Source organism: Microbacterium sp. 10L49 (assembly GCF_056395125.1).
Map to the genome: position 1 here is coordinate 39,342 of NZ_JBFTIW010000001.1, position 19,721 is coordinate 59,062.

Annotated in this window: 22 protein-coding genes; 14 read left to right on the forward strand and 8 right to left on the reverse strand. The window is 69.3% G+C overall.

Annotated features, from left to right (window positions below; all coding sequences use genetic code 11):
- Positions 1 to 29: 29 nt before the first annotated feature.
- Both AC1DCT_RS00210 and AC1DCT_RS00215 read right to left on the reverse strand, forming a co-directional pair.
- Positions 30 to 1,337 carry an MFS transporter gene (locus AC1DCT_RS00210; protein ID WP_477426888.1) on the reverse strand — a complete coding sequence of 436 codons (1,308 nt, stop codon included), beginning with the start codon at positions 1,335 to 1,337 and terminating at the stop codon, positions 30 to 32.
- A 117-nt stretch (positions 1,338 to 1,454) separates the two neighbouring features.
- Positions 1,455 to 2,528, reverse strand: a complete 1,074-nt coding sequence (locus tag AC1DCT_RS00215; protein WP_477229298.1) for a LacI family DNA-binding transcriptional regulator — start codon at positions 2,526 to 2,528, stop codon at positions 1,455 to 1,457.
- Between the two features lie 93 nt (positions 2,529 to 2,621).
- On the opposite strand from AC1DCT_RS00215, the gene AC1DCT_RS00220 reads away from it, so the two are divergent.
- The 5 genes from AC1DCT_RS00220 to msrA all read left to right on the forward strand — a co-directional run bounded on the left by AC1DCT_RS00220 (position 2,622) and on the right by msrA (position 6,814).
- Positions 2,622 to 3,374 carry a hypothetical protein gene (locus tag AC1DCT_RS00220; protein ID WP_477426890.1) on the forward strand — a complete coding sequence of 251 codons (753 nt, stop codon included), beginning with the start codon at positions 2,622 to 2,624 and terminating at the stop codon, positions 3,372 to 3,374.
- Between the two features lie 71 nt (positions 3,375 to 3,445).
- Positions 3,446 to 4,273 (forward strand): SDR family oxidoreductase, encoded by an 828-nt coding sequence (locus tag AC1DCT_RS00225; protein WP_477229296.1) that lies wholly within the window; start codon positions 3,446 to 3,448, stop codon positions 4,271 to 4,273.
- Between the two features lie 120 nt (positions 4,274 to 4,393).
- Positions 4,394 to 5,668 carry an MFS transporter gene (locus AC1DCT_RS00230; protein WP_477426891.1) on the forward strand — a complete coding sequence of 425 codons (1,275 nt, stop codon included), beginning with the start codon at positions 4,394 to 4,396 and terminating at the stop codon, positions 5,666 to 5,668.
- A 112-nt stretch (positions 5,669 to 5,780) separates the two neighbouring features.
- A complete protein-coding gene (gene msrB, locus AC1DCT_RS00235; protein WP_477426892.1) occupies positions 5,781 to 6,260 on the forward strand; it encodes a peptide-methionine (R)-S-oxide reductase MsrB in 480 nt (159 codons plus the stop codon).
- On the forward strand, positions 6,257 to 6,814 hold the full coding sequence (gene msrA, locus AC1DCT_RS00240; protein WP_477426894.1) for a peptide-methionine (S)-S-oxide reductase MsrA: 558 nt from the start codon (positions 6,257 to 6,259) through the stop codon (positions 6,812 to 6,814). Before msrB ends, msrA begins: the two co-directional genes overlap by 4 nt.
- Positions 6,815 to 6,922: 108 nt before the next feature.
- On the opposite strand, the gene AC1DCT_RS00245 is transcribed toward msrA, so the two are convergent.
- The 5 genes from AC1DCT_RS00245 to AC1DCT_RS00265 all read right to left on the reverse strand — a co-directional run bounded on the left by AC1DCT_RS00245 (position 6,923) and on the right by AC1DCT_RS00265 (position 10,719).
- On the reverse strand, positions 6,923 to 7,297 hold the full coding sequence (locus AC1DCT_RS00245) for a UBP-type zinc finger domain-containing protein (RefSeq protein WP_440731390.1): 375 nt from the start codon (positions 7,295 to 7,297) through the stop codon (positions 6,923 to 6,925).
- 20 nt (positions 7,298 to 7,317) lie between these two features.
- Positions 7,318 to 7,791 carry a carboxymuconolactone decarboxylase family protein gene (locus AC1DCT_RS00250; RefSeq protein ID WP_440731391.1) on the reverse strand — a complete coding sequence of 158 codons (474 nt, stop codon included), beginning with the start codon at positions 7,789 to 7,791 and terminating at the stop codon, positions 7,318 to 7,320.
- A gap of 102 nt (positions 7,792 to 7,893) precedes the next feature.
- On the reverse strand, positions 7,894 to 9,201 hold the full coding sequence (locus AC1DCT_RS00255) for an ABC transporter permease (protein WP_477426896.1): 1,308 nt from the start codon (positions 9,199 to 9,201) through the stop codon (positions 7,894 to 7,896).
- Complete coding sequence (locus tag AC1DCT_RS00260) at positions 9,198 to 9,914, reverse strand: ABC transporter ATP-binding protein (protein ID WP_477426898.1); 717 nt, start codon at positions 9,912 to 9,914, stop codon at positions 9,198 to 9,200. Before AC1DCT_RS00260 ends, AC1DCT_RS00255 begins: the two co-directional genes overlap by 4 nt.
- A 127-nt stretch (positions 9,915 to 10,041) precedes the next feature.
- Positions 10,042 to 10,719 carry a FadR/GntR family transcriptional regulator gene (locus tag AC1DCT_RS00265; RefSeq protein WP_477426899.1) on the reverse strand — a complete coding sequence of 226 codons (678 nt, stop codon included), beginning with the start codon at positions 10,717 to 10,719 and terminating at the stop codon, positions 10,042 to 10,044.
- Between the two features lie 122 nt (positions 10,720 to 10,841).
- On the opposite strand from AC1DCT_RS00265, the gene AC1DCT_RS00270 reads away from it, so the two are divergent.
- The 7 genes from AC1DCT_RS00270 (at position 10,842) to AC1DCT_RS00300 (ending at position 17,961) form a co-directional block, all read left to right on the forward strand.
- Entirely contained in the window at positions 10,842 to 11,894 is a 1,053-nt protein-coding gene (locus tag AC1DCT_RS00270) for an amidohydrolase family protein (protein ID WP_477426900.1), read from the forward strand.
- Positions 11,895 to 11,951: 57 nt separating this feature from the next.
- The gene (locus AC1DCT_RS00275) at positions 11,952 to 13,595 is read left to right on the forward strand and encodes an ABC transporter substrate-binding protein (protein ID WP_477426902.1); all 1,644 of its coding nucleotides are present in this window, start codon (positions 11,952 to 11,954) and stop codon (positions 13,593 to 13,595) included.
- A gap of 4 nt (positions 13,596 to 13,599) precedes the next feature.
- On the forward strand, positions 13,600 to 14,550 hold the full coding sequence (locus tag AC1DCT_RS00280) for an ABC transporter permease (protein WP_477426904.1): 951 nt from the start codon (positions 13,600 to 13,602) through the stop codon (positions 14,548 to 14,550).
- Complete coding sequence (locus tag AC1DCT_RS00285) at positions 14,547 to 15,434, forward strand: ABC transporter permease (RefSeq protein ID WP_477426906.1); 888 nt, start codon at positions 14,547 to 14,549, stop codon at positions 15,432 to 15,434. The genes AC1DCT_RS00280 and AC1DCT_RS00285 overlap by 4 nt, the downstream gene beginning before the upstream one ends.
- Complete coding sequence (locus AC1DCT_RS00290; protein ID WP_477426908.1) at positions 15,434 to 16,285, forward strand: ABC transporter ATP-binding protein; 852 nt, start codon at positions 15,434 to 15,436, stop codon at positions 16,283 to 16,285. The genes AC1DCT_RS00285 and AC1DCT_RS00290 overlap by 1 nt, the downstream gene beginning before the upstream one ends.
- Entirely contained in the window at positions 16,282 to 17,112 is an 831-nt protein-coding gene (locus AC1DCT_RS00295; protein WP_477426910.1) for an ATP-binding cassette domain-containing protein, read from the forward strand. The genes AC1DCT_RS00290 and AC1DCT_RS00295 overlap by 4 nt, the downstream gene beginning before the upstream one ends.
- Positions 17,113 to 17,181: 69 nt before the next feature.
- Positions 17,182 to 17,961, forward strand: coding sequence for a thioesterase family protein (locus AC1DCT_RS00300; protein ID WP_477426911.1), 780 nt, complete (start codon positions 17,182 to 17,184; stop codon positions 17,959 to 17,961).
- 22 nt (positions 17,962 to 17,983) lie between these two features.
- Here the strand turns inward: AC1DCT_RS00300 and AC1DCT_RS00305 are convergent, their stop codons facing one another.
- Positions 17,984 to 18,610: a GyrI-like domain-containing protein gene (locus tag AC1DCT_RS00305; RefSeq protein ID WP_477426913.1), complete on the reverse strand. Its 627-nt coding sequence runs from the start codon at positions 18,608 to 18,610 to the stop codon at positions 17,984 to 17,986.
- Between the two features lie 134 nt (positions 18,611 to 18,744).
- Here AC1DCT_RS00305 and AC1DCT_RS00310 point away from each other — a divergent pair, with 134 nt between their 5' ends.
- Entirely contained in the window at positions 18,745 to 19,272 is a 528-nt protein-coding gene (locus AC1DCT_RS00310; protein WP_441976960.1) for a flavin reductase family protein, read from the forward strand.
- 59 nt (positions 19,273 to 19,331) lie between these two features.
- A complete protein-coding gene (locus AC1DCT_RS00315; RefSeq protein ID WP_441976959.1) occupies positions 19,332 to 19,709 on the forward strand; it encodes a hypothetical protein in 378 nt (125 codons plus the stop codon).
- The last annotated feature ends 12 nt before the right edge of the window (positions 19,710 to 19,721 follow it).

Below are 19,721 nucleotides of genomic sequence, written 5' to 3' on the forward strand. Positions count from 1 at the left end.
CTTCTGGACGGGCTGCTGGTGCCGGCGGGTCATGCTGTCGTCGCCTCTGTCCTGACCGCCGACGTGACGAGCTCGGACTCGAGGTCGAACTCGTTGCGCGTGTTCCTTCGGAATCCGAGCCACCCGATGAGGAACCCGGCTCCTGCGAGCACCGACACCCCGATGTACAGCATGCTCGGGTTGAGCAGGACGAGCGTCGGCGTCACGACATTGAGTGCGGCGGTGGCGAACCGGGAGACCGCGTAGATCGTGCCCTGCGCGGTGGCGCGGAGCATCGTCGGGAACGACTCCTGCGTCCAGACCTTCATGATCGTCTCGAAGCAGAACGCTCCGAAGAACACGGTCGCGACGGTGGCGATGATGATCGACGGGAGGGTGAAGTTCAGGATGACCGGAAGCAGGTTCGCGGCGACCACGCCGATCGCCCCGATCACGTAGTACGACATCCGCAGCCTGGTGTCCACCACGGCCATGAACCACAGCGCGCCGACGACGGCGGCGGGCATGGCGAGGATCGTCCAGGAGTTGTACTCGGCGATCGAGGAGTGGGAGACGTTGACGGCGACGAAGGTGCCGAAGCTGCCGGCCACGCTCGTCGCCATCGCGGCGAGCGTGTAGTAGCCGACCAGCGTCAGGAACGGGCGGCGGTAGGCGGCGCGCCCGAAGTCACGGAGACGTCCGCGCTCGGCGCGCACCGTGTGGATGCCCGCGCGGCGCTCGTCCCGTGCGACGAGCCATGCCGTCGACTCGGGGATGGTGAGCCGCAGCCCCAGCACGACGAGAGCGATCGCCGCGAAGACGCCGAAGACGATCAGTCCGCCGCGAGGCCCGGCTGCGCCGAAATTGATCGCGAGGAGCACCGCCAGAAGGATCCCGAATCCGCCGAGCAGGTTGGAGAAGACCAGGATCTTGCCGCGATTGCGATCCTGAGCCGCTTCCGCGATCGTCGCGAGGGCGACGGGCAGGTCGGCGCCCACGCCGATCCCGATCAGGGCGATGCCGATCACGAGCATCGGCAGACCGAGGCCGAGCAACGGTGCGGCGGCGCCGAGCACGATGACGGCCATCGTCAGCAGGAAGACCGTGCGCCGCCCCCAGCGGTCGCCGAGCCGGCCGCCGAGGAGGGAGCCGATCGCGACGCCTGCCGTCAGGATGCCGGTGAGCAGGCCCACGTCGTTCGGCGTGAGTCCCGGCTGTCCGGCAGCGGGCGCCTGGAAGAGGACCAGAGCGATCGGGATCCCCGTCGTCACGCCGGTGTCGACGAATGTGGCCATGCCGCAGACGAATCCGACCCACCATGCGCTCAGGGAGCCTCTGTCGGATCTTGATGTGAACATGCGATTACTCCTTCGTAGCCGGGCGGCGGTCTCGCTCCTCGCAGATCCGCGTCACGTCATAGTGCTATACGGGTATAGCACCTGTCAATTCTTGATCAAGCGCGGGGCGTGAGGAGGTCAGCCGAGCGGAGCAGGAGCCGAGATGGATGCCCCCCGGACAAGGGGCATCGGCACGCGGACAGGAAGAGCGAGCCGGGCGTCCTGCAGCAGCATCTCAGCCGCGATCCTGCCGAGCTCCTCATACGGCAGCGCCACAGATGTCAACCGGGGGAGCACTGCCTGGGTCAATGGGCTGCCATCGAAGCCGATGACCGAGACGTCGTGCGGAACCCGCAGCCCTGCATCCGAGAGCGCATGATAGGCGCCGACGGCGAGGGCGTCATTGGCGCAGATCAGCGCGGTCGGGACTCTGCCGGCGCCGAGGCCGCGCGCCACGGCCGCACGTCCGTTCTCGACGTCCCAATCGGTCTCGATCGGCATCGTGCCGGCGAGGGCGGTCCCGGCCTTGCGCAGCCTCGTCTCTATTCCGTCCAGCCGCTCGGTGAGCGCGAGCGGGCTCCAGCCGTTCCACACCGCGGCTCCGGTGAATCCCGGGGGGAAGGATCCGACGAACCAGATCGCGTCGCGATGTCCGGCGTCGAGAAGTACGGATGCCGCCGTCTCACCCGCAGCGCGCTCGTCCGGGATCACCGCGGCGACGTCGGAGGATACGCAGTTCAGCAACACGAGCGGCGCGTTCCGGGTGAGTGGGGGGAGGTCGACGTGCCGGGTGAACATCGATGCGTACAGGAACCCGTCGACGTCCCGGTCCAGGAGGTTCTGCAGGAGTTTGGCCTCGACCTCCGGGTCGCCCTGCGTGTCGACGGTGTAGAGCAGGGTGTTCGCGGCGCGCAGAGTCTGCAGCGCCCCGCGCACCATCGCATTCGCGAACGATGTCGTGCCGATGAAATCTGAGATGAGAGCGACCGTGCCGGACTTCCCGGTGCGGAGTGTCTTCGCCGTGGTGTTGGGGCTGTAGCCGAGCTCTTCGGCCGCGAGCCTGACGCGCGCCGACGTCTCCTCGGAGATGCGCAGATCCGTCCGGCCGTTGAGGGCGAAGGAGGCCGCCGATCTCGACACGCCGGCGCGGCGGGCCACCTCGGTCAGCGTGACGCGCCGCGTACCGCCCTGGCCGTGACCGCTTGAGACCATGTGCCCCTCCTCGTCTCTTCAGGATAGGGCTGAGCCGAGTGAGGAGCGGTCGTCGCCCCTTCCGCCGTCCCCGCCGCGGTGGGACCATGGATCATGGCGACGGATGCCGGCGATGGCGCCGCCGACGCGGCACTGGCGCGCCGGCTGCAGATCCTCGCGACCGAGCACTGGGGGCTTCTCGCCGCGCGCAGCACGGCGCAGAGCGAAGTGCTCACCCGGATCACGATCTACCTGACGCTCGTCTCCGCGGGGCTGGTCACGATCGGACTCCTCGGCCAGGCGTCGCACTTCGCGGACTGGTTCCCTGCGGCCGCTCTCTTGATCCTCGGCTTCCTCGCCGCCGTCGGGCTGCTGACGCTGATGCGGGTGCTCGTGGTCTCGGAGGAGGACTTCATGTACGTCACAGCGATGAACCGGATCCGTGCCGGCTACGCGGACGTGGATCCGGCCGCCGCCGCCTACTTCCTCGCATCGACGCACGACGACGAACTCGGCATGCGGGTGACCTACTCGTTCTTCCGGCATCGCAGCGGAATCGAGCAGATCCTGGGCTCATCGTTGATGCTGAGCGTGCTCGTGAACGCGACCGTGACCGGGATGTTCGTCGGGGGCGTGTGCACGACGCTCGGCGCACCCACGGCTGTCGCGGTCGTGGCCGGCGTGCTGATCGGGCTCTGCGTGGTGGCGCTGGCCGTCTGGTACGCCGGCTTCCGCTACGTCTCGGCCTGGCGCCAGTACGCCCCGCTCAGCCCGAGCGAGGCGCCGCCTCCGCACTGGGGTCCAGGGATCCCGGACCGCCTGCCCGGCGGGTACCCGCGAGGTGCGGCGTCCCCACCGCGGGAATGAGCCTCGCCGGCCACGGACGGACGGCGTCAATCCGGTGTTCCGCGTGGGCGCGACGGGCATAGTGTTCTCGCATGACCGACGTCGCACTGATCACGGGAACCTCTTCCGGCATGGGGCTGCATGCCGCGATCGAACTCGCCCGCAGGGGGTTGCATGTGGTGGCGACGATGCGCGATGTGGGCCGCGCCGGGGAGCTGCAGGATGCGGCGGCGGCCGCCGGCGTCGACGTCGAGGTGCGCGCGCTCGACGTCGTGGATCACGCTGCTGCTGCGAGGCTCGTCGCCGAGGTCGAGGCCGAACACGGCGGGATCCACGTGCTGGTGAACAACGCGGGCCGGGGCAGCGTCGGCACGGCCGAGCAGCTGAGCATGCAGCAGGTGCAGGACCAGCTCGACGTCAACTACCTGGCCCCGGTGAACCTCACCAAGTTGGTGCTGCCGGGCATGCGCGAGCGCGGCAGCGGGCGCATCCTCACCGTCACGAGCGTGGGCGGCACCGTCGGGCAGCCGTTCGCCGACGCGTACTGCGGCGCGAAGTTCGCGGTCGAGGGGTTCATGCAGTCCCTCGCCGTGGTCGCCGAGCGCTTCGGCGTCCGCGTCAGTGTCATCGAGCCCGCGGCCGTCGCCAGCTCTTTTGTCGCGAACGTCGTCCGGCCCGACGAAGGCGGACCGTACGCATCGCTTCTCGCCGCGTACATCGCACGGTCATCGGGGGCCTTCGCGAATGCGCAGACCGCAGAATCGGCCGGTGCCGTGATCGCCGCGGCGGTGATGTCGGACGAATACCGCTTCCGCTGGCAGAGCTCGGAGGGTGCGACCGCGTTCGTCGGCGTCTCGCTCGCCGACCTCGACGGCGAACGTGTGCTGGGCTTCACCCGCCCCTGGATCGCGGCCGGCTGACCCGCCGGGCTGACCCGCCGGGCTGACCCGCCGGGACGGTTCGGCCTGCCGCGGCTTTATTGGCCGCGCGGCGGTGCGGGCGAGCCTCACTGGCGCAGGACTCGATAGGGTGGCGCGGTGATGAGCGCTCAGGATCAGGGTGACGCGGTGCGGATCGCGAATCCCGCGGGCCCGCCGTGGCGCGAGCCCGGCATGCCCGCACTTCTGGCGATGACGACGTTCGCCTTCGCGGGATTCGCGGTGATGCTGCCGGTCGCGCCCCTGCACATGGTCGCGCTCGGAGGGGACGAGTTCCTCGCGGGACTCGTCAACGCGGTGCTCATGGCGGCCACGATTCTCACCCAGCTCGTTGTGGAGCGGATGCGGTCGTGGATCGGGTGGCGGATCAGTCTCGCGCTCGCGTGTCTGCTGCTCGGACTGCCGGCGCTCGGCGAGATCGTCGCGACGACGCCGGGGCAGGTCCTCGTCCTCGCCGCCGTGCGCGGGATCGGGTTCGGCATCGTCACGGTGAGCGGATCCTCTGCGGTCGGCACGCTGTTCCCGCCCGAGCGACGCGGGCGGGCGATCGGCGCCTACGGGCTCGCGGTCGCCGGCGCCCAGCTCGTGCTCACCCCGGTCGCACCCTGGATCGCGGACGAGGCGGGCCTGCCGGCCGCCTTGGCCGTCGCGGCGCTGCCGCTCGTGGGGATCCCGTTCGCGATCGCCGCCGGCGCCGCGATCGCGAAGCATGCACGGGCTGTTGCAACGGCCGACATACAGGACGCAGAACGACCGAGCCGGGCGCCGCACGAGATCCGGAGCGAGGACCGTCGCGCACTGGTGCGGCTCGTACCGCCCATCCTCGCGTTGACCGCCGTCACCTGTGCGGGCGGGGCGATCACCACGTTCACGCCGCAGTTCGTGCCCGATGCGGTGCTCATCGTGGTGTCCCTGTTCCTCTACACCGCGGCCGCGACGTTCGCGCGCTGGTTCGTCGGGGGGCTCGCCGACCGGTACGGCGCAGATCGCTTCATCCTTCCGGGACTCGCGATCGCGGCGCTGGGGCTCGCCGCCATCTCGGCTGCGATCTCCGGCGTCGTCGGGCTCGCCGGCCCGATCGTGCTCGTCGTCGGCGCGGTCCTCGTGGGCACGTCGTTCGGCATCATGCAGAACGTGACCCTGGTGCGGGCGTTCGAACTCGCTGGAGAGCATGCGAGAGGGATCGCCAGCACCGCATGGAACGTCGCGTTCGACGCCGGCACCGGCGTCGGCGCGCTCGCGATCGGCGCTCTTGCCGCGGGAGCCTCGTTCACGCTCTCCTTCGTCGCGTTGACCGCCGTGTGTGTGGTGGCCGGATTCGCTGTGCTGCTCGCCGGCCGGCGCCCCGCGAGGGACGCGGTCGGCGCGAGCGACTGAACCGCGGACCCGAACTCACAGCAGCCGCATAGCTTCGCGGGACCAAAACCGCCGCGATCGTGGTTCTTCCTTATGACGCCGCAGCCAGCGGCGCCAGAGGAGGAGCATCACGATGAATCCCACCGACTACCGCAGGACCGATGAGGCGCTGAACGCGCTCACCGCGCACCAGTACGCGGTGACGCAGGAGGGCGGCACCGAGCCGCCGTTCCGCAACGCCTACTGGAACAACCATGATCCCGGCATCTACGTCGACGTCGTCTCGGGACAGCCGCTGTTCTCGTCGACGGACAAGTTCGACAGCGGGACGGGCTGGCCGAGCTTCACCCGGCCGATCGATGCGGACGCCGTCACCACCAAGACCGACCGCACCGTCGGCATGGTGCGCACCGAGGCGATCTCGGCCGGAGCCGGCAGCCATCTCGGCCATGTGTTCGATGACGGCCCGCGCGATGCGGGCGGGCTGAGATACTGCATGAACTCAGCATCTCTCCGGTTCGTCCCCGCCGCCGAGCTCGAGGAGCAGGGCTACGGCGCGTACCGTGGACTGTTCGAGACCACCCCGCAGACACCAGAGGAGAACGCATCATGACCAGCGGACCTGCCGATACCGGATCCATCGCCCGCGTCCCGGGCGCCGAGACCGCCGTGCTCGCCGGTGGCTGCTTCTGGGGCATGGAAGACCTCATCCGCCGCCAGCCCGGAGTGCTCGGCACGCGCGTCGGCTACACCGGCGGCGGCAACGAGCACGCCACCTACCGGAACCACCCGGGGCATGCCGAGGCGGTCGAGATCGTCTTCGACCCGTCGAAGACCACGTACCGCGACATCCTCGCGTTCTTCTTCCAGATCCACGATCCGTCGACCCTGAACCGCCAGGGCAACGACATCGGCACGAGCTACCGATCGGCGATCTTCCCGCTCAGCCCTGAGCAGGAGCAGGTCGCCCGTGACACGATCGCCGACGTCGACGCCTCCGGTCTGTGGCCGGCCAAGGCCGTGACGACGATCGAGCCCGAGGGCCCGTTCTGGGAGGCCGAGCCCGAGCACCAGGACTATCTGGTGCGGTACCCCGACGGCTACACGTGCCACTTCCCGCGCGCCGGCTGGGTGCTGCCGCGTCGGAACGAGGCCGTCGCGCAGTAAGTGCCACCCCACTCTTCGGGCCCGTCGGATCGCTCCGGCGGGCCCGAAGTCGTCTGAGCGAGTGCGGCCGTGGCGAGGATCCGGTCTGTCCGAAGGATCCGGTCCGGCTCAGCCGGAACGACCGTCGCGTTCGGCCCGCGCGCGAAGGAGCTGATCCTGCCAGTCCGCGGGGACGCGCTCGGCCGGGCCCGGTGCGGACTGGTCCTCGGGGTGGCTCCGCGGCGGGGCGAGCTCGGGACCGTCGACCATCTGCGACGTGCGATAGTCCCAGAACCAGTCCTCGCCGGGCTCGTAGCTCTGGATGAAGCGGTGGCCCGTCCCGGTCGCATGCGCGGTGGCGTGCTGGCCGAGGGAGTCATCGCAGCAGCCCACGTGCCCGCACTGCACGCAACGACGCAGGTGGAACCACCACCCTCCGTCGCGCTCGCATTCCACGCAGCCCGGGCCTGATGGCGGCCGCCGTGTGTCGATTCCCTGGATCATGTCCCACCTCCGGGTGCGGATCAGCGGATGAGGTTGCCTTCGGCGTCGCGCGGGCGCACCGGGTGCTCGCTGAGGATGGAGAGCCGATTGAACATGTTGATGGTCAGCGCGACCCATTCCGCGGCCGCGAAGACGTCATCGCCCAACAGCCCGCGGGCGGCGGCGAGATCGGCCTCCGCCTCCTCGCCGAGCGGCATCCGGGTCGCGGCCTCGGCGATCGCCAGCATGGCCTTCTCCCGCTCGGTGAAGAGGTCGGATTCGCGCCAGGCGGGCAGCACGTCGAGCTTCTGCTGGGTGATGCCGGCGCCGCGCGCCTCCCGTGCGTGCAGGTCGAGGCAGAACGCGCACGCGTTGATCTGCGACGCGCGCACCTTGATGAACTCGGCTTCGGCGGTGCTGAGCCCGTGCGCTGCCGTCGCTCTCGCGACGGCGTCCGAGTACTCGGACGCGGCCTTCCACGCATCGGGGATCGCCTTGTCCAGGTAGGGGCGCATTCTGTTCCTCTCATGCGACGTCGATGCTCGACGAGTTCACCGTACCGCGCGCGGCGAGGTGTTCTCACGGCGCCGGCGCCTCCGGACCGGCCGGTGCCCCGGCTACTCGTAGCGGAGCGACTCGACGGGATCCTGGCGCGCGGCCCGTGCCGCGGGGAGGGTGCCGGCGAGGAAGGCGATCACCATGACCAGCAGGATCACCGACACGATGGACCTCGCGTCGAATGCGACGAGCTGCAGTCCGGACAGATCGGACAGCAGCGTGCGCCCCAGGATCCGGCTCACGACGCTGCCGACCAGCATGCCGCCGAGCACGCCGAGGGCGCTGCCGAGGAACCCGATGAACGTCGCCTCCAGGCTGAAGAGCCCGAACACGCGCCCGGATCCCATGCCCATCGCCTTCATCAGACCGATCTCGCGGGTCCGTTCCTGCACCGACATGTAGAGGGTGTTGATGATGCCGAAGCTCGCGGCGAGCAGCGCGATGATCGCGAAGGCGTTCAGGACCAGCACGATCCCGTCGATCACCGCCTTGAAGGTGCCGAGCTGCTGCGCGACCGTCGTCGAGCTGAAGCCCGCCGCGGTCAGGCGATCCTGCAGGGATTTCACCTGGGCGGGGGAGGAGGAGGCCTCGAACCAGGCGCGGGCCTGCGTGTACCTGTTCTGCTGATCCGCGTGGACACCCGTCTGCTGGGCTTCGTAGAGTGCGCCGGTCAGGGCATCGTTCGGCAGCATGCTCGCGGCGCCGCCGGTCAGGGTGAAGGTGGATTCGGAGACGCCGGAGACCGTCGCCTCGATCGTGTGCTGAGTGCGGGTCGCATCGGTCACCGCGAGCGTGACGGTTTTGCCGACGGCGTCGGCGGCGCTCGAGAAGCCGAGCGGAGTGACGAAGTCGGTGGGCAGCGCGAGCTGCAGATCGTTGCTCGAATCACTCGGCGCAGAACCGGCTGCGAGCTTCACGGTCTGCCCGGCGACGAGGCCGCCGGCGCTGATCACGTACTTCTTGCCGTCACCGAACTGCACGTAGTCGACCGAGACCGCGCGGACCGGCTTCACCGCGGTCACGCCCTTCACGCTCGCGAGTGCGTCCAGGTCACTCTGCGTCAGCACGGCGACGGTGCTGACGCCACCCCTCCCGCCACCCGTCGTCGCCGTGTTCGGGTCGTACTCCCTCGGGGCCGTGCTGCCCGGTGCGGTGCTGGCGTCGACCTTCTTGGTGACCGTCAGCACGTCGCTCGCACCGAAGCCGGAGACGGTGTCGTCGATGTACTTGTTGATGCCGGTGCCGAGGCCGTTGGTGATGGTCAGAGTGAACGCGCCCACGAAGATCGCGAGGATCGTGAGCGTGGTGCGCGTCTTCGAGCGGAAGGTGCTCGAGACCGCGGTGCCGATGAGGTCGAGGGTCTTCATGCCGCCATCTCCTCGATCAGCCCGTCTTTGATGTGCACGCGCCGGTCGCACCTCGCGGCGAGGTCCTCGTCGTGGGTGACGATCACCAGCGTGATCCCGTGGTCTCGGTTCAGGGCGAACAGGATGTCCTCGACGACACCTCCGGTCACCGAGTCGAGGTTGCCCGTGGGCTCGTCGGCGAAGATGATGCGCGGGTCGTTGACCAGCGCACGGGCGATGACGGTGCGCTGCTTCTGACCGCCGGAGAGGTTCACCGCCTTGTTCCTGGCCTTGTCGGCGAGATCGAGCTGCGCCAGCGCGGCCATGCCGCGGCGCTTCCGCTCGCCCGCACCGATGCCGGCGATCTTCAGCGGCAGTACGACGTTCTCGAGAACGCTCTGATTCGGGGTCAGGAAGAACTGCTGGAAGACGAACCCGAAGGTCTTGTTGCGGATCCGGTTCAGCGCCGCCCCCCTCAACATCGCCGTGTCCTGGCCGCTCAGCGCGATGGCCCCCGAACTCGGTTCATCCATCAGCGCCATCAGGTGCATGAGCGTCGACTTGCCCGATCCGCTCTTGCCGATGATCGCGATGCTCTCGCCGGCCGCGATGTCCAGGCTCACCCCCTTCAGCGCGTCGAAACGACCGCTCCCTCGGCCGTAGGACTTGTGCACGTCGCGCACGGAGAGCACCGGCGCCGATGGTGCGGGGATCGTGGGGGCAGGACTCGTCATTCGCGCTCCAGGACTCGGTGGCGGATCCGCCGCGTTCAGCCTCGCCGATCGCCGGGGGAACCGCATCGTCTCACGGGATGAAATGCGCGTACTCCGCACGCGGTATGCCGATGCCGCTGAGGCGGGGTCAGGCGTCCAGGAGCTTCTCCGACTGATCCACGACGCCCAGCGCCGCCGCCTGCGCGGCATCCGGATCCTGGTTGCGGATCGCGTGGAACAGCGCCTCGTGCCGGTCGGCGCTCGTCGCCACGATCGCCATGGATCCTGGCGCGTTCGCGGTGACCGCGTTGAGCAACGAGGAGTCGAAGCTCGCGTAGATCCCGGCGAGCAGGTCGTTGTGCGCGGCCACGGCGATGGCGAGATGGAACGCGACATCGTGCTCGATGAACACGTCCTGGTCGTCTCGGCGGGCAGCCGCATTCCTCGCGACGAGTTCGGTCTCGATGACCGTGAGATCGGCGGCGGTCCGATTCTGCGCCGCCTCCCGGGCCGCCAGCACGTCGAGGGCACGGCGTACGCGCATGACCTCCAGGGCGTCGGCGTCGCGGAGGGTGCGACGCAGCGCCACCTCCGTGGGATCGCGGGCGATGACATAGGTGCCGTCGCCCTGTCGGCTCTCGAGGAGGCCGAGCTGCGCAAGAGCGCGCACGCCCTCGCGGACGGAGGGGCGACTGACGCCGAACTGGGCGACGAGCTCGGCCTCGCTGGGGATGCGCTGGCCGATTCCCCAGGTGCCGGCAGCGATCTCGGTCTGGAGGCGCTCGACGACGGTGTCGACCAGTGAACGGCGTTGGATCGGTTCCACGGTTCCATTGTGGGCCATGTTGGCCGTATGGTTGTCAGACGTCAGATAACCTGATGAATATCCACATGATGACCCCCGATCATCCAAGCCGGCGAAGACGCCGGACGAGGAGCAGGAGCACGATGGCAGCTGGTCCCGAGCGCAGTCCGCTCGTCGCGGCAGGTCTGGTCGACGCGCACATCCATCCGGACAAGACATCCTGGGGCGACCGGTGGATGACACGACGGCCGGCCGCGACGCTCGACGAGCTGATACGCAACAACATCCTCGCCCTCTCGGAGTACGGCAAGAGCGTCGAGGACCGCGCCCACGCGCTGATGTCCCACGCGCTGCGCAACGGCACCCTGGCGATGCGTGCCCATGTCGATGTCGGCACCGCCGTAGGCCTCGCCCACGTCGAGGGCGTGCGAGCGGCGGCCGAGCGGATCGGTCCGGATCTCACCGTGCAGATCGTCTGCTTCCCGCAGTTCGGCCTGCTCACCGATCCGGGCGCGCTCGACCTCATGGCGGCGTCGCTGGATGCGGGAGCGGACATCGTCGGGGGCATCGACCCGCTCGGCCGCGACGGCGATGTCGCGGGCCACCTGGACGCTGTATTCGGGCTCTCCGCGCGGTCCGGGCGGGACCTCGACATCCACCTGCACGACGGGGGAGAGGAGGGTCTGGCGCAGATCCGCGAGATCGCCGCCCGCACCCGCGCCGCGGGCATGCAGGGCCGCGTCACGGTCAGTCACGCCTTCGCCCTGTGCGACGGGTCGCTCCCCTCGCTGCGCGCCACACTGGACGAGATCGCCGATGCCCGCCTCTGGATCACCACCTGCGCGCTCGGTCCGGATCCGGTACCCGACCTGGACCTGTTCGAGTCCCACGGCGTGCAGCTCGCCGCGGGGTCGGATGGCGTGCGCGACAGCTGGAGCCCGTACGGCACCGGAAGCATGGTGGATCGCGCTCATCTGCTCGGCTACCGGACCGGAGCCATCACCGACGCCGACCTCGAGCGCTGTTACCGGATCGCCTCGACAGAGGGCGGCCGGATGCTCGGCATCGCAGACCTGACCCTCGACGCGGACGCCACGAGCGCCACCCGCCTCGAATTCGACGCCCCGACCATCGCCCAGCTCGTGGTCGACCGACCTGCACCCCTCCGTGTCATCCGGCACGGCCGGGTGCTCTGACGCATCCCCCTCACATCCGCAACACCTCACCTCAACCCGAAAACACAGGAGTTTCTCGTGGTCCTTCGCAAGACAGCACTCGGCGCCGCCGCCGTTGTGGCGGTCGCCGCTCTGGCTCTGGCCGGCTGCACCGGCACCCCCAAGGGGCAGACGTCCGGCCCGTCCGAGCTCTCGCTCGATCTCACCAAGCTCGCCACCACCACGCCCGCCGGCACCGAACCGGTGGACCAGTTGAAGTGGAACCTCCCGTACGAACCCTCCTCGATCGATCCGATCTTCACCTGGAACTATGCGGAGAACACCGTCACCGCGAACCTGTGCGAGAGTCTGATGCGGATCAAGCCGGATCTTTCCATCGAGCCGGGCCTGGCCAGCAAGGTCGAGACTCCTGACGACACCACGCTGGTGTACACGATCCGCGATGGCGTGACGTTCTGGGATGGCAACCCGCTGACGGCGGAGGACGTGGCCTACTCGCTGCAGCGCCAGATCGGCCCCGACGCCAAGAGCTACTGGTCCGACTACTTCCACAACGTCGCATCGGCGACCGTCACCGGTCCGCTCCAGGTCACCGTCAAGCTCTCCCAGCCCGACGTGCTGTTCGGGCAGGCGATGAGCTCCGCCGCCGGCGCCATCGTGGAGAAGGCCGCCGTCGAAGCCGACGGACAGGCGTTCGGCACGCCGAAGGGCAACCTGCAGTGCACCGGGCCGTTCAAGGTCGGCGCTTGGAACTCCGGCAAGAGCCTGACGCTGGAGCGCAATGACGCGTATTGGGATGCCTCGGTGAAGCCGAAGGTGAAGGAGATCTCGTTCAGCTTCATCGCCGACGAGTCCACCGCCATCAACGCCCTGCGCACCGGCGATGTGGACGGCCAGTTCTTCTACCTGCCGCCGGCCGGTCTGTCTCAGCTGCAGAAGAGCGACAGGGTGACCACCACGTTCGGCAAGTCCTTCGTGTTCTGGACACTCGCGGCGATCAACAAGGACGGCGCGATGGGGGACGAGAAGATCCGTCAGGCGCTGTCGCTCGCGATCGATCGCAGCGCACTCACGAAGGTCGTCTTCCAGGGCGCGGGCATCCCGGCGCCGACGATCGCCGGCCCCGACATGTGGGGCTACGGCAAGGACGAGTTCTCCGCCGCGTACAAGAAGTTCGACGTGAAGCCTGATCTGGAGAAGGCGAAGAAGCTGGTCGAGGAGGCCGGCTCGCCGAAGACGCCGATCGTCCTCGCGGTGCAGGGCAGCTCCGCCGTGCACGAGCAGACCGCCAGCGTCATCCAGGCCGCGGGACAGGCGATCGGTCTGAACGTGCAGACGAAGGTGATCCCGGTCGAGCAGTTCGGCAACCTCTACTTCGACCCCACCGCGCGCAAGGGCCTGGACGGCTTCTTCACGACGAACTACGGCGACTTCGCGGATCCGCTCGGGGTGTACAGCTTCTTCGAGTCGACCAACTCCCACGACTACATCCAGTGGAACGGCGCCGACGACCAGATCGCCAAGGCTCTGCAGACCACGGACGACGCCGAGCGGGCCAAGCTCGTCGTCGACATCCAGGAGAAGGTCACCCAGGGTCTGCCCTGGATCCCGCTCGCGTACGAGCCGACCACGATGATCCAGAACAAGCGGATCTCCGGCGCCGTGCCGTCCTTCGCCTACCTGTACTCACCGTGGGCGGTCGCGATCGGCGGGACGAAGTAGTCCCATGTCCTTCTCGTCCTTCCTGCTGAGGCGCATCGGGGGGCTGCTCCTGGTACTCCTGGTGACCTCGTTCCTCGTGTTCGGGTTGCTGTACCTGGCCCCGGGCAGCCCCCTCGCCTTCATCCTCGGTCCGCGCGGCGGCAGCGCTGCGCAGATCGCCGCCGCCACGGCGCAGTACCACCTGAACGACCCCTTCGTCGTGCGCTACATCGCCTGGCTGGGCGATGTGCTGCACGGCGATCTGGGCCGCTCGATCGTGTACCGCCAGCCCGTGTCGGATCTGCTGGCCTCGCGTGCGGGCACGACGACGGCGCTCGTCGCCCTCGCCGCGGTCATCATCGCGGTCGTGGGCATCCTGGCCGGCACCGTCGCCGCCCTGCGCGGCGGGTGGGTGGACCAGGTCGTCTCGACCCTGTCCGCCATCGGCCTGTCCACGCCCGTGTTCGTGGTCGGCGTCGCGCTGATCAGCCTGTTCGCGGTCGGCCTCGGGTGGTTCCCCACCTTCGGTGTGGGATCCGGCGGGTTCGACACGCTCTGGCACCTGATCCTGCCTGCCATCGCCCTGAGCGTGGCCAGCGCCGCCTACCTGGCCCGCATTACGCGGGCCGCGGTCAACGAGGAGAGCGGACGTGAGCACGTGCAGACCGCGACCGTCCGGGGGCTCTCGCAGGGACTGATCGTCCGCCGCCACGTGCTGCGCAACGCGCTGATCCCGATCACGACCGTGCTCGGCCTCACGATCGCGACGCTCATCGCGGGCGCCGTGGTGGTGGAGAACGTGTTCGCCCTGGACGGCCTGGGATCGCTGCTGGTCAAGGCGATCCTGCAGCGTGACTTCGCCGTAGTTCAGGCGGTCGTTCTGGTGCTGGTCGTGGCCTTCGTCGTCGTCAACGCGATCGTGGATGTGCTGTACACGTTCATCGATCCGCGCATCACCCTGGGGAGCAAGCGATGAGCGCCGGAACGACGACCGCCATCGCGGTGGCGAAGGACGCCTCGGTGCGTCGGGGGGACAGCCTGCTGCGTCGCGTGTGGGATCGCCTCGGCGTCATCGGCTCGATCGCGGTGGTGCTGCTCACGATCATCGTGCTCGCCGCCGTGTTCGCCCCCTGGGTGGCGCCGGCGGATCCGAACGCGCCCGACCTGCTCGCCGCGCTCGCGGGCCCGAGCGCCGGTCATCTGCTCGGCGCCGACGCCCTCGGCCGCGACATCCTGTCCCGGCTGATGTTCGGCGCGCAGGTGACCCTCGCTGGCCCCGGACTCGTGATCCTGCTCTCCACGATCGTCGGCACGGTGCTGGCGCTCGTGGCGGCGTGGTGCGGCGGTCGTGTCGATGCGGTGATCGTGTGGGTGCTGGACATCCTGTTCGCCGTGCCTGGGATCGTGTTCGGTCTCATCGCCGTGGCGATCTGGGGGCCGAGCCTGTTCACCGTCGTGTGCGGCCTCGCCATCGCCTATGTGCCGTACGCGGCCCGCGTGGTGCGCGGCGCGGCGCTGCGCGAGCGCAACCTCCCGTACGTGTCAGCGGCGTGGCTGCAGGGGCACTCGGGATTCGGGATCACCACGACGCAGATCCTGCGCAACGTGCAGCCGATCGTGATCGCACAGGCGGTCTCGTCGCTCGGCTTCGCGGTGATCGACCTCGCCGCCGTGTCCTTCCTCGGACTCGGTGTGCAGCCTCCCACCGCGGACCTCGGCCTGATGGTCAAGAGCGGGTTCGATTCGACACTGCGCGGGTACCCGGGCGAAGCGATCGCAGCGGGCGCTCTCATCGTCCTCATCGTCTGGTGCGTCACCGTCATCGGCGACCGCCTCGTCACCAACGCAAGGAGCATGTGATGGCGCAACCGCTTCTCCGGCTCGAGGACGTCAAGGCCACCCTGCGCCTGCGTCGCAGCGAGCAGACGCTGCTCAACGGGGTCTCGTTCGAGATCGGCGAGGGCGAGGCCCTGGGGCTGGTCGGGGAGTCCGGATCCGGCAAATCACTCACCACGCGGGCGATCACGCGCATGCTGGATCCGGCGTTCCGGGTGTCCGGGACGATCGAGTTCGCGGGCGCCTCCGTGCTGGGCATGTCCGCCGCCGCTCTCCGCCGCTATCGGCAGACCGACGTCGGGATGATCTTCCAGGATCCGCGCGCACATGTGAACCCGGTCCACACGGTGGGGGACTTCCTCACCGAGGTGCTCGTGCGGGACAGGGGCGTGGATCGAAGAGATGCCGAACGTCGAGCGGTGGCGCTGCTCGACGAGGTCGGCGTGCGCAATGCCGAAGCGCGCCTGCGGCAGTATCCGCACGAGCTCTCCGGCGGCCTGCTGCAGCGCGTGATGATCGCGAGCGTGCTACTGGCCGAGCCGCGGCTCATCCTCGCGGATGAGCCGACGACGGCGCTGGATGTCACGGCCCAGTCGGATGTGATGGCCATCCTGGATGAGCAGCGCAAGGCGCGCGGGCTCGCTCTGCTGTTCATCACGCACGATCTGGAGCTCGCGGCAGCCTGCTGCGATCGGCTGGCGGTGATGTACGCCGGTGAGATCGTGGAGCAGGGGCCGCACGTGTACGAGGATCCGCAGCATCCGTACACGATCGAGCTGCTGGGCGCGCGTCCGAGCATCGACGAGCGGGTCGCGCGGCTTCCCGTCCTCACCTACAACCGAGAGATCCACGAGCAGCGGAAGGCCTTCGCATGAGCGCCGGCGCAGAACCGATCATCGTCGCGAAGAACCTCCGCAAGGTCTTCCCGGCCCCGCGCGGTGGGAGGGGTGAGCCGATCGTCGCTGTCGACGACGTCTCGTTCGACCTGCGGCCCGACGAGTGCCTCGCGATCGTTGGCGAGTCCGGCTCGGGCAAGACCACCGTGGCCAGGATGCTCGTGGGGCTGGAGTCCGTCACCGGCGGCGAGCTCACCGTGCGCGGCGAGTCGCGCGCCAAGGGCGTGCGTCACCTCGCCGACCGGAGACGCTGGGCGCGCGAGGTGCAGTACGTGTTCCAGGATCCGTACTCGTCGCTCAACGGTCGGCAGCGGATCGTCGACATCATCTCCTCGTCGGTGGCGCTGCACGGGACGGCGAAGACCGCGACGCCGCGCAGCGCCGCGCAGACGATCCTGGAGAGCGTCGGGCTCGGGGAGGGGTTCTGGGCGAAGTTCCCGCACCAGCTCTCCGGCGGGCAGCGGCAGCGCGTCGCGATCGCGCGGGCGCTCGCCGCGGATCCCGGCGTGATCGTGCTCGACGAGGCGGTGGCAGCCCTGGACGTGTCGATCCAAGCGCAGATCCTGAACCTGCTCGCCGACATCAAGGCCGAGCGCAGGATCAGCTACCTGTTCATCTCGCACGACCTCGCCGTGGTCAACCAGATCTCGGACCGCATGATCGTGATGGAGCAGGGCGTCGTGGTCGATCAGGGCGTCACCGCCGAGATCCTCGCCGATCCTGTGCAGCCGTACACCAGGGCCCTGCGCGCCGCGGTGCCCCGCCCGGGCTGGAAGCCTGTGCGCCGGGAGCGGCTCGCGTCGTGAGCGCCATCCCGAACCGGCGGCCGTGAGCCGCCGGTTCGGGGACGATCGCGGTCGACGTAGGATCCGAACATGCCCGCCTACTTCGAGCGCGTCGATGCGTCCGCCTTTCTCCCGACCGCTGCCGTCGAAGGCGCGTGGAGCACCGAGGAGCAGCACATCGCGCCGTCGCTGGGCCTCATCGCGCATGCGATCGAACGGGAACACGCTGAGCGTCGGGGCGGCGATCTGCAGCTCGGACGGATCTCGTACGACATCCTCGGCACGATCCCGATCGAGCGCGTCGACCTCGATGTCCGGATCCTGCGTCCCGGCCGTACGATCGAGCTCGTGGAAGCGGTGCTGAGCCACGACGGGCGCGCCGCAGTCATCGCGCGAGCCTGGTTCATGCAGGCGGCAGACACCCGCGCGTTCGCCGGCAGTGCGCTGCCCGCGATGCCGGACCGCAACGAGCTCGACCCGTGGGAGATGAGCGATCACTGGCAGGGAGGGGCCGTCCGCAGCGTGGACTTCCATCGGGGACAGCGGCAGCCGGGGCACGCGTGGGCCTGGCTGAGGCCGCAGATCCCGCTGCTGCGGGGAGAGCCGGTCGGGCCGATCTCGCGGCTGCTGGGCATGGTCGACTTCGCCAACGGACTGACGCTGCGCCTGGCGCCGACGCAGGTCGCGTTCCCGAACGTCGATCTCACCTGCCACCTCTTCGCCGAGCCCGAGGGGGAGTGGATCGGGTTCGACACGACGGTCTCGATCGGTCCGACCGGGCTGGGCCTGACCGACACCGTGCTGCACGATGAGCGAGGCCCGGTCGGGACGGTGCAGCAGATCCTGACCGTGCGCCCGCTGCGCGGCTGACCAGCCACGGGGCTGCGCGTGATCAGGCGGGCGTCACGGGCTGGCGAAGGATCGTGCGGCGCTTCTCGGGAGCAACCCGGCGGGCGTCGCTCAGGTAGACCTCGTGATGCAGGCCCGCCAAGCGCAGGCCCTGCTCCGGGATCACCTCGTCATGCATGCGTTCGAGGAGCGGCGCCTCGTCGTCGAAGGATCCGATGTGCAGGGTCTGCAGGCAGAGCCTTTCCGACAACGGGAGTATTCGCAGGTCGTCGAGCCGCACCGGTGCCTTCTTCGTGCGGACGTCAGCGATCACAGCCTCCACGAGCGCGTCCTCGATCCATTCGGGGATGAGGATCAGCATCGTCCAGTCCCAGCGCGACTTGTCGCGGGCCGTCGTGAATGCGTCCATCTCGTCCGCCCACCACAGCCCCTCCAGCGGCGGGACGACGTAATCCTGGTCGAGCTCGCGCTTGCTGGCGAACTTGAGCGCGTACGCGACCGGATACAGCGCCTCGAGCGCCTCGGCATAGGCAGGAGCCGTGTTCGGATCCCCATGGCCGTCGATCGCGAGATAGCGGCTCGGCGGCAGATCGAGGAGGCGGAAGTCGCCGGCGCGAGCGCGATAGCCGTCCAGGCTCTTGGTGAGATCGACCTTGGTCACCGTCGTCATGGGGTGATTGCAGCACGAAGCACCGACATCGCGATGACGGAGTGAGACGGGATCGCATCCGGCGTGCGGGAACGGGCATACCGTTGAGGGTGGGCCCGAACGCTGTGCCCGCGGCAACGACAGAGAGAAGCACGATGAGCACCCCCGGTCTGGAAGAGGACGTCACCGAGAAGTTCAAGGGAGCATTCCGGCATCACCCCGCCGGGGTCGCGCTGGTGACGGGGATCGCCCCGGACGGCCCCGTGGGCCTCACGCTGTCGAGTGTCGCCTCGGTGAGCGCCGACCCCGCGGTGCTCGTCTTCTCCGTCACGCGCGCGACCGGAAGCGCGGGCGGGATCCTCTCCGCTCCCAGTGTGCTCGTGCACTTCCTCGTCGCCGGGCAGGAGCCCATCGCCGACGCGTTCGCCCGGTCGGGCGAGCCGCGCTTCACCCCGGAGCAGGGATTCCGGACGCTGCCGACCGGCGAGCCGTTCCTGCCATCGGCCAGGGTCGCGGTGCGCGGCACCATCCGGGAGACGCACCCGGTCGGGCCCTCGGCGCTCGTGCTGCTCGACGTGCTCGACGTGATCGAGGGCACCCCCGGTGCGCCGCTGCTGTATGTCGACCGGCACTACGACAGTCTCGTCTCCGCGAGCGCGCAGGCGCCGGCACCACAGAGCTGAGAGCGTCTGCCCGCGCCGAGCCGCTTGCCCCTGCGGGTGTTCTGAACGAAGGTGGAGCCATGGCCGTGACCCTGATCCTCCCGCTGTCCGCGCCGCTCGGCGTCGGGCGCATCGTGGCCGTGGACGAGGAGTCCCGTGCCGTGCGGATCCGCGACCTGACCACCGGTGTCGTCTACCGCGTGCCCGGATCCGTCCTGCCCGAGCTCGGGGCACTGCCCTGGCGCGGCCGGGTGGAGGCGTGCACGGTGCTGGCGACGGAGGAAGGCGTGGTCACGGAGCTCGTGCTCGACGCCGTCCCGGGCGGTGCGGTCGATCTCCGCGGATCCGCGATCGCGCTCGAAGGCGCCTCGGCCGCGGCCGCGGCCGCGAAGGCCCAGGCCGCCGTCTGGGGCGGCACCGACCGTCCGCCGCAGGAGGAGACGCCCCGCTTCTGGTGAGGGCGGGCGCGG

Coding starts and splice junctions, on each gene's coding strand:
- AC1DCT_RS00245 (WP_440731390.1), bottom strand. CDS start 7,297: ATGATCCAGGGAATCGACACACGGCGGCCGCCATCAGGCCCGGGCTGC.
- AC1DCT_RS00210 (WP_477426888.1), bottom strand. CDS start 1,337: ATGTTCACATCAAGATCCGACAGAGGCTCCCTGAGCGCATGGTGGGTC.
- AC1DCT_RS00260 (WP_477426898.1), bottom strand. CDS start 9,914: ATGACGAGTCCTGCCCCCACGATCCCCGCACCATCGGCGCCGGTGCTC.
- AC1DCT_RS00230 (WP_477426891.1), top strand. CDS start 4,394: ATGAGCGCTCAGGATCAGGGTGACGCGGTGCGGATCGCGAATCCCGCG.
- AC1DCT_RS00295 (WP_477426910.1), top strand. CDS start 16,282: ATGAGCGCCGGCGCAGAACCGATCATCGTCGCGAAGAACCTCCGCAAG.
- AC1DCT_RS00290 (WP_477426908.1), top strand. CDS start 15,434: ATGGCGCAACCGCTTCTCCGGCTCGAGGACGTCAAGGCCACCCTGCGC.
- AC1DCT_RS00300 (WP_477426911.1), top strand. CDS start 17,182: ATGCCCGCCTACTTCGAGCGCGTCGATGCGTCCGCCTTTCTCCCGACC.
- AC1DCT_RS00250 (WP_440731391.1), bottom strand. CDS start 7,791: ATGCGCCCCTACCTGGACAAGGCGATCCCCGATGCGTGGAAGGCCGCG.
- AC1DCT_RS00225 (WP_477229296.1), top strand. CDS start 3,446: ATGACCGACGTCGCACTGATCACGGGAACCTCTTCCGGCATGGGGCTG.
- AC1DCT_RS00285 (WP_477426906.1), top strand. CDS start 14,547: ATGAGCGCCGGAACGACGACCGCCATCGCGGTGGCGAAGGACGCCTCG.
- AC1DCT_RS00220 (WP_477426890.1), top strand. CDS start 2,622: ATGGCGACGGATGCCGGCGATGGCGCCGCCGACGCGGCACTGGCGCGC.
- msrA (WP_477426894.1), top strand. CDS start 6,257: ATGACCAGCGGACCTGCCGATACCGGATCCATCGCCCGCGTCCCGGGC.
- AC1DCT_RS00310 (WP_441976960.1), top strand. CDS start 18,745: ATGAGCACCCCCGGTCTGGAAGAGGACGTCACCGAGAAGTTCAAGGGA.
- AC1DCT_RS00280 (WP_477426904.1), top strand. CDS start 13,600: ATGTCCTTCTCGTCCTTCCTGCTGAGGCGCATCGGGGGGCTGCTCCTG.
- AC1DCT_RS00255 (WP_477426896.1), bottom strand. CDS start 9,201: ATGAAGACCCTCGACCTCATCGGCACCGCGGTCTCGAGCACCTTCCGC.
- AC1DCT_RS00270 (WP_477426900.1), top strand. CDS start 10,842: ATGGCAGCTGGTCCCGAGCGCAGTCCGCTCGTCGCGGCAGGTCTGGTC.
- AC1DCT_RS00315 (WP_441976959.1), top strand. CDS start 19,332: ATGGCCGTGACCCTGATCCTCCCGCTGTCCGCGCCGCTCGGCGTCGGG.
- AC1DCT_RS00305 (WP_477426913.1), bottom strand. CDS start 18,610: ATGACGACGGTGACCAAGGTCGATCTCACCAAGAGCCTGGACGGCTAT.
- msrB (WP_477426892.1), top strand. CDS start 5,781: ATGAATCCCACCGACTACCGCAGGACCGATGAGGCGCTGAACGCGCTC.
- AC1DCT_RS00215 (WP_477229298.1), bottom strand. CDS start 2,528: ATGGTCTCAAGCGGTCACGGCCAGGGCGGTACGCGGCGCGTCACGCTG.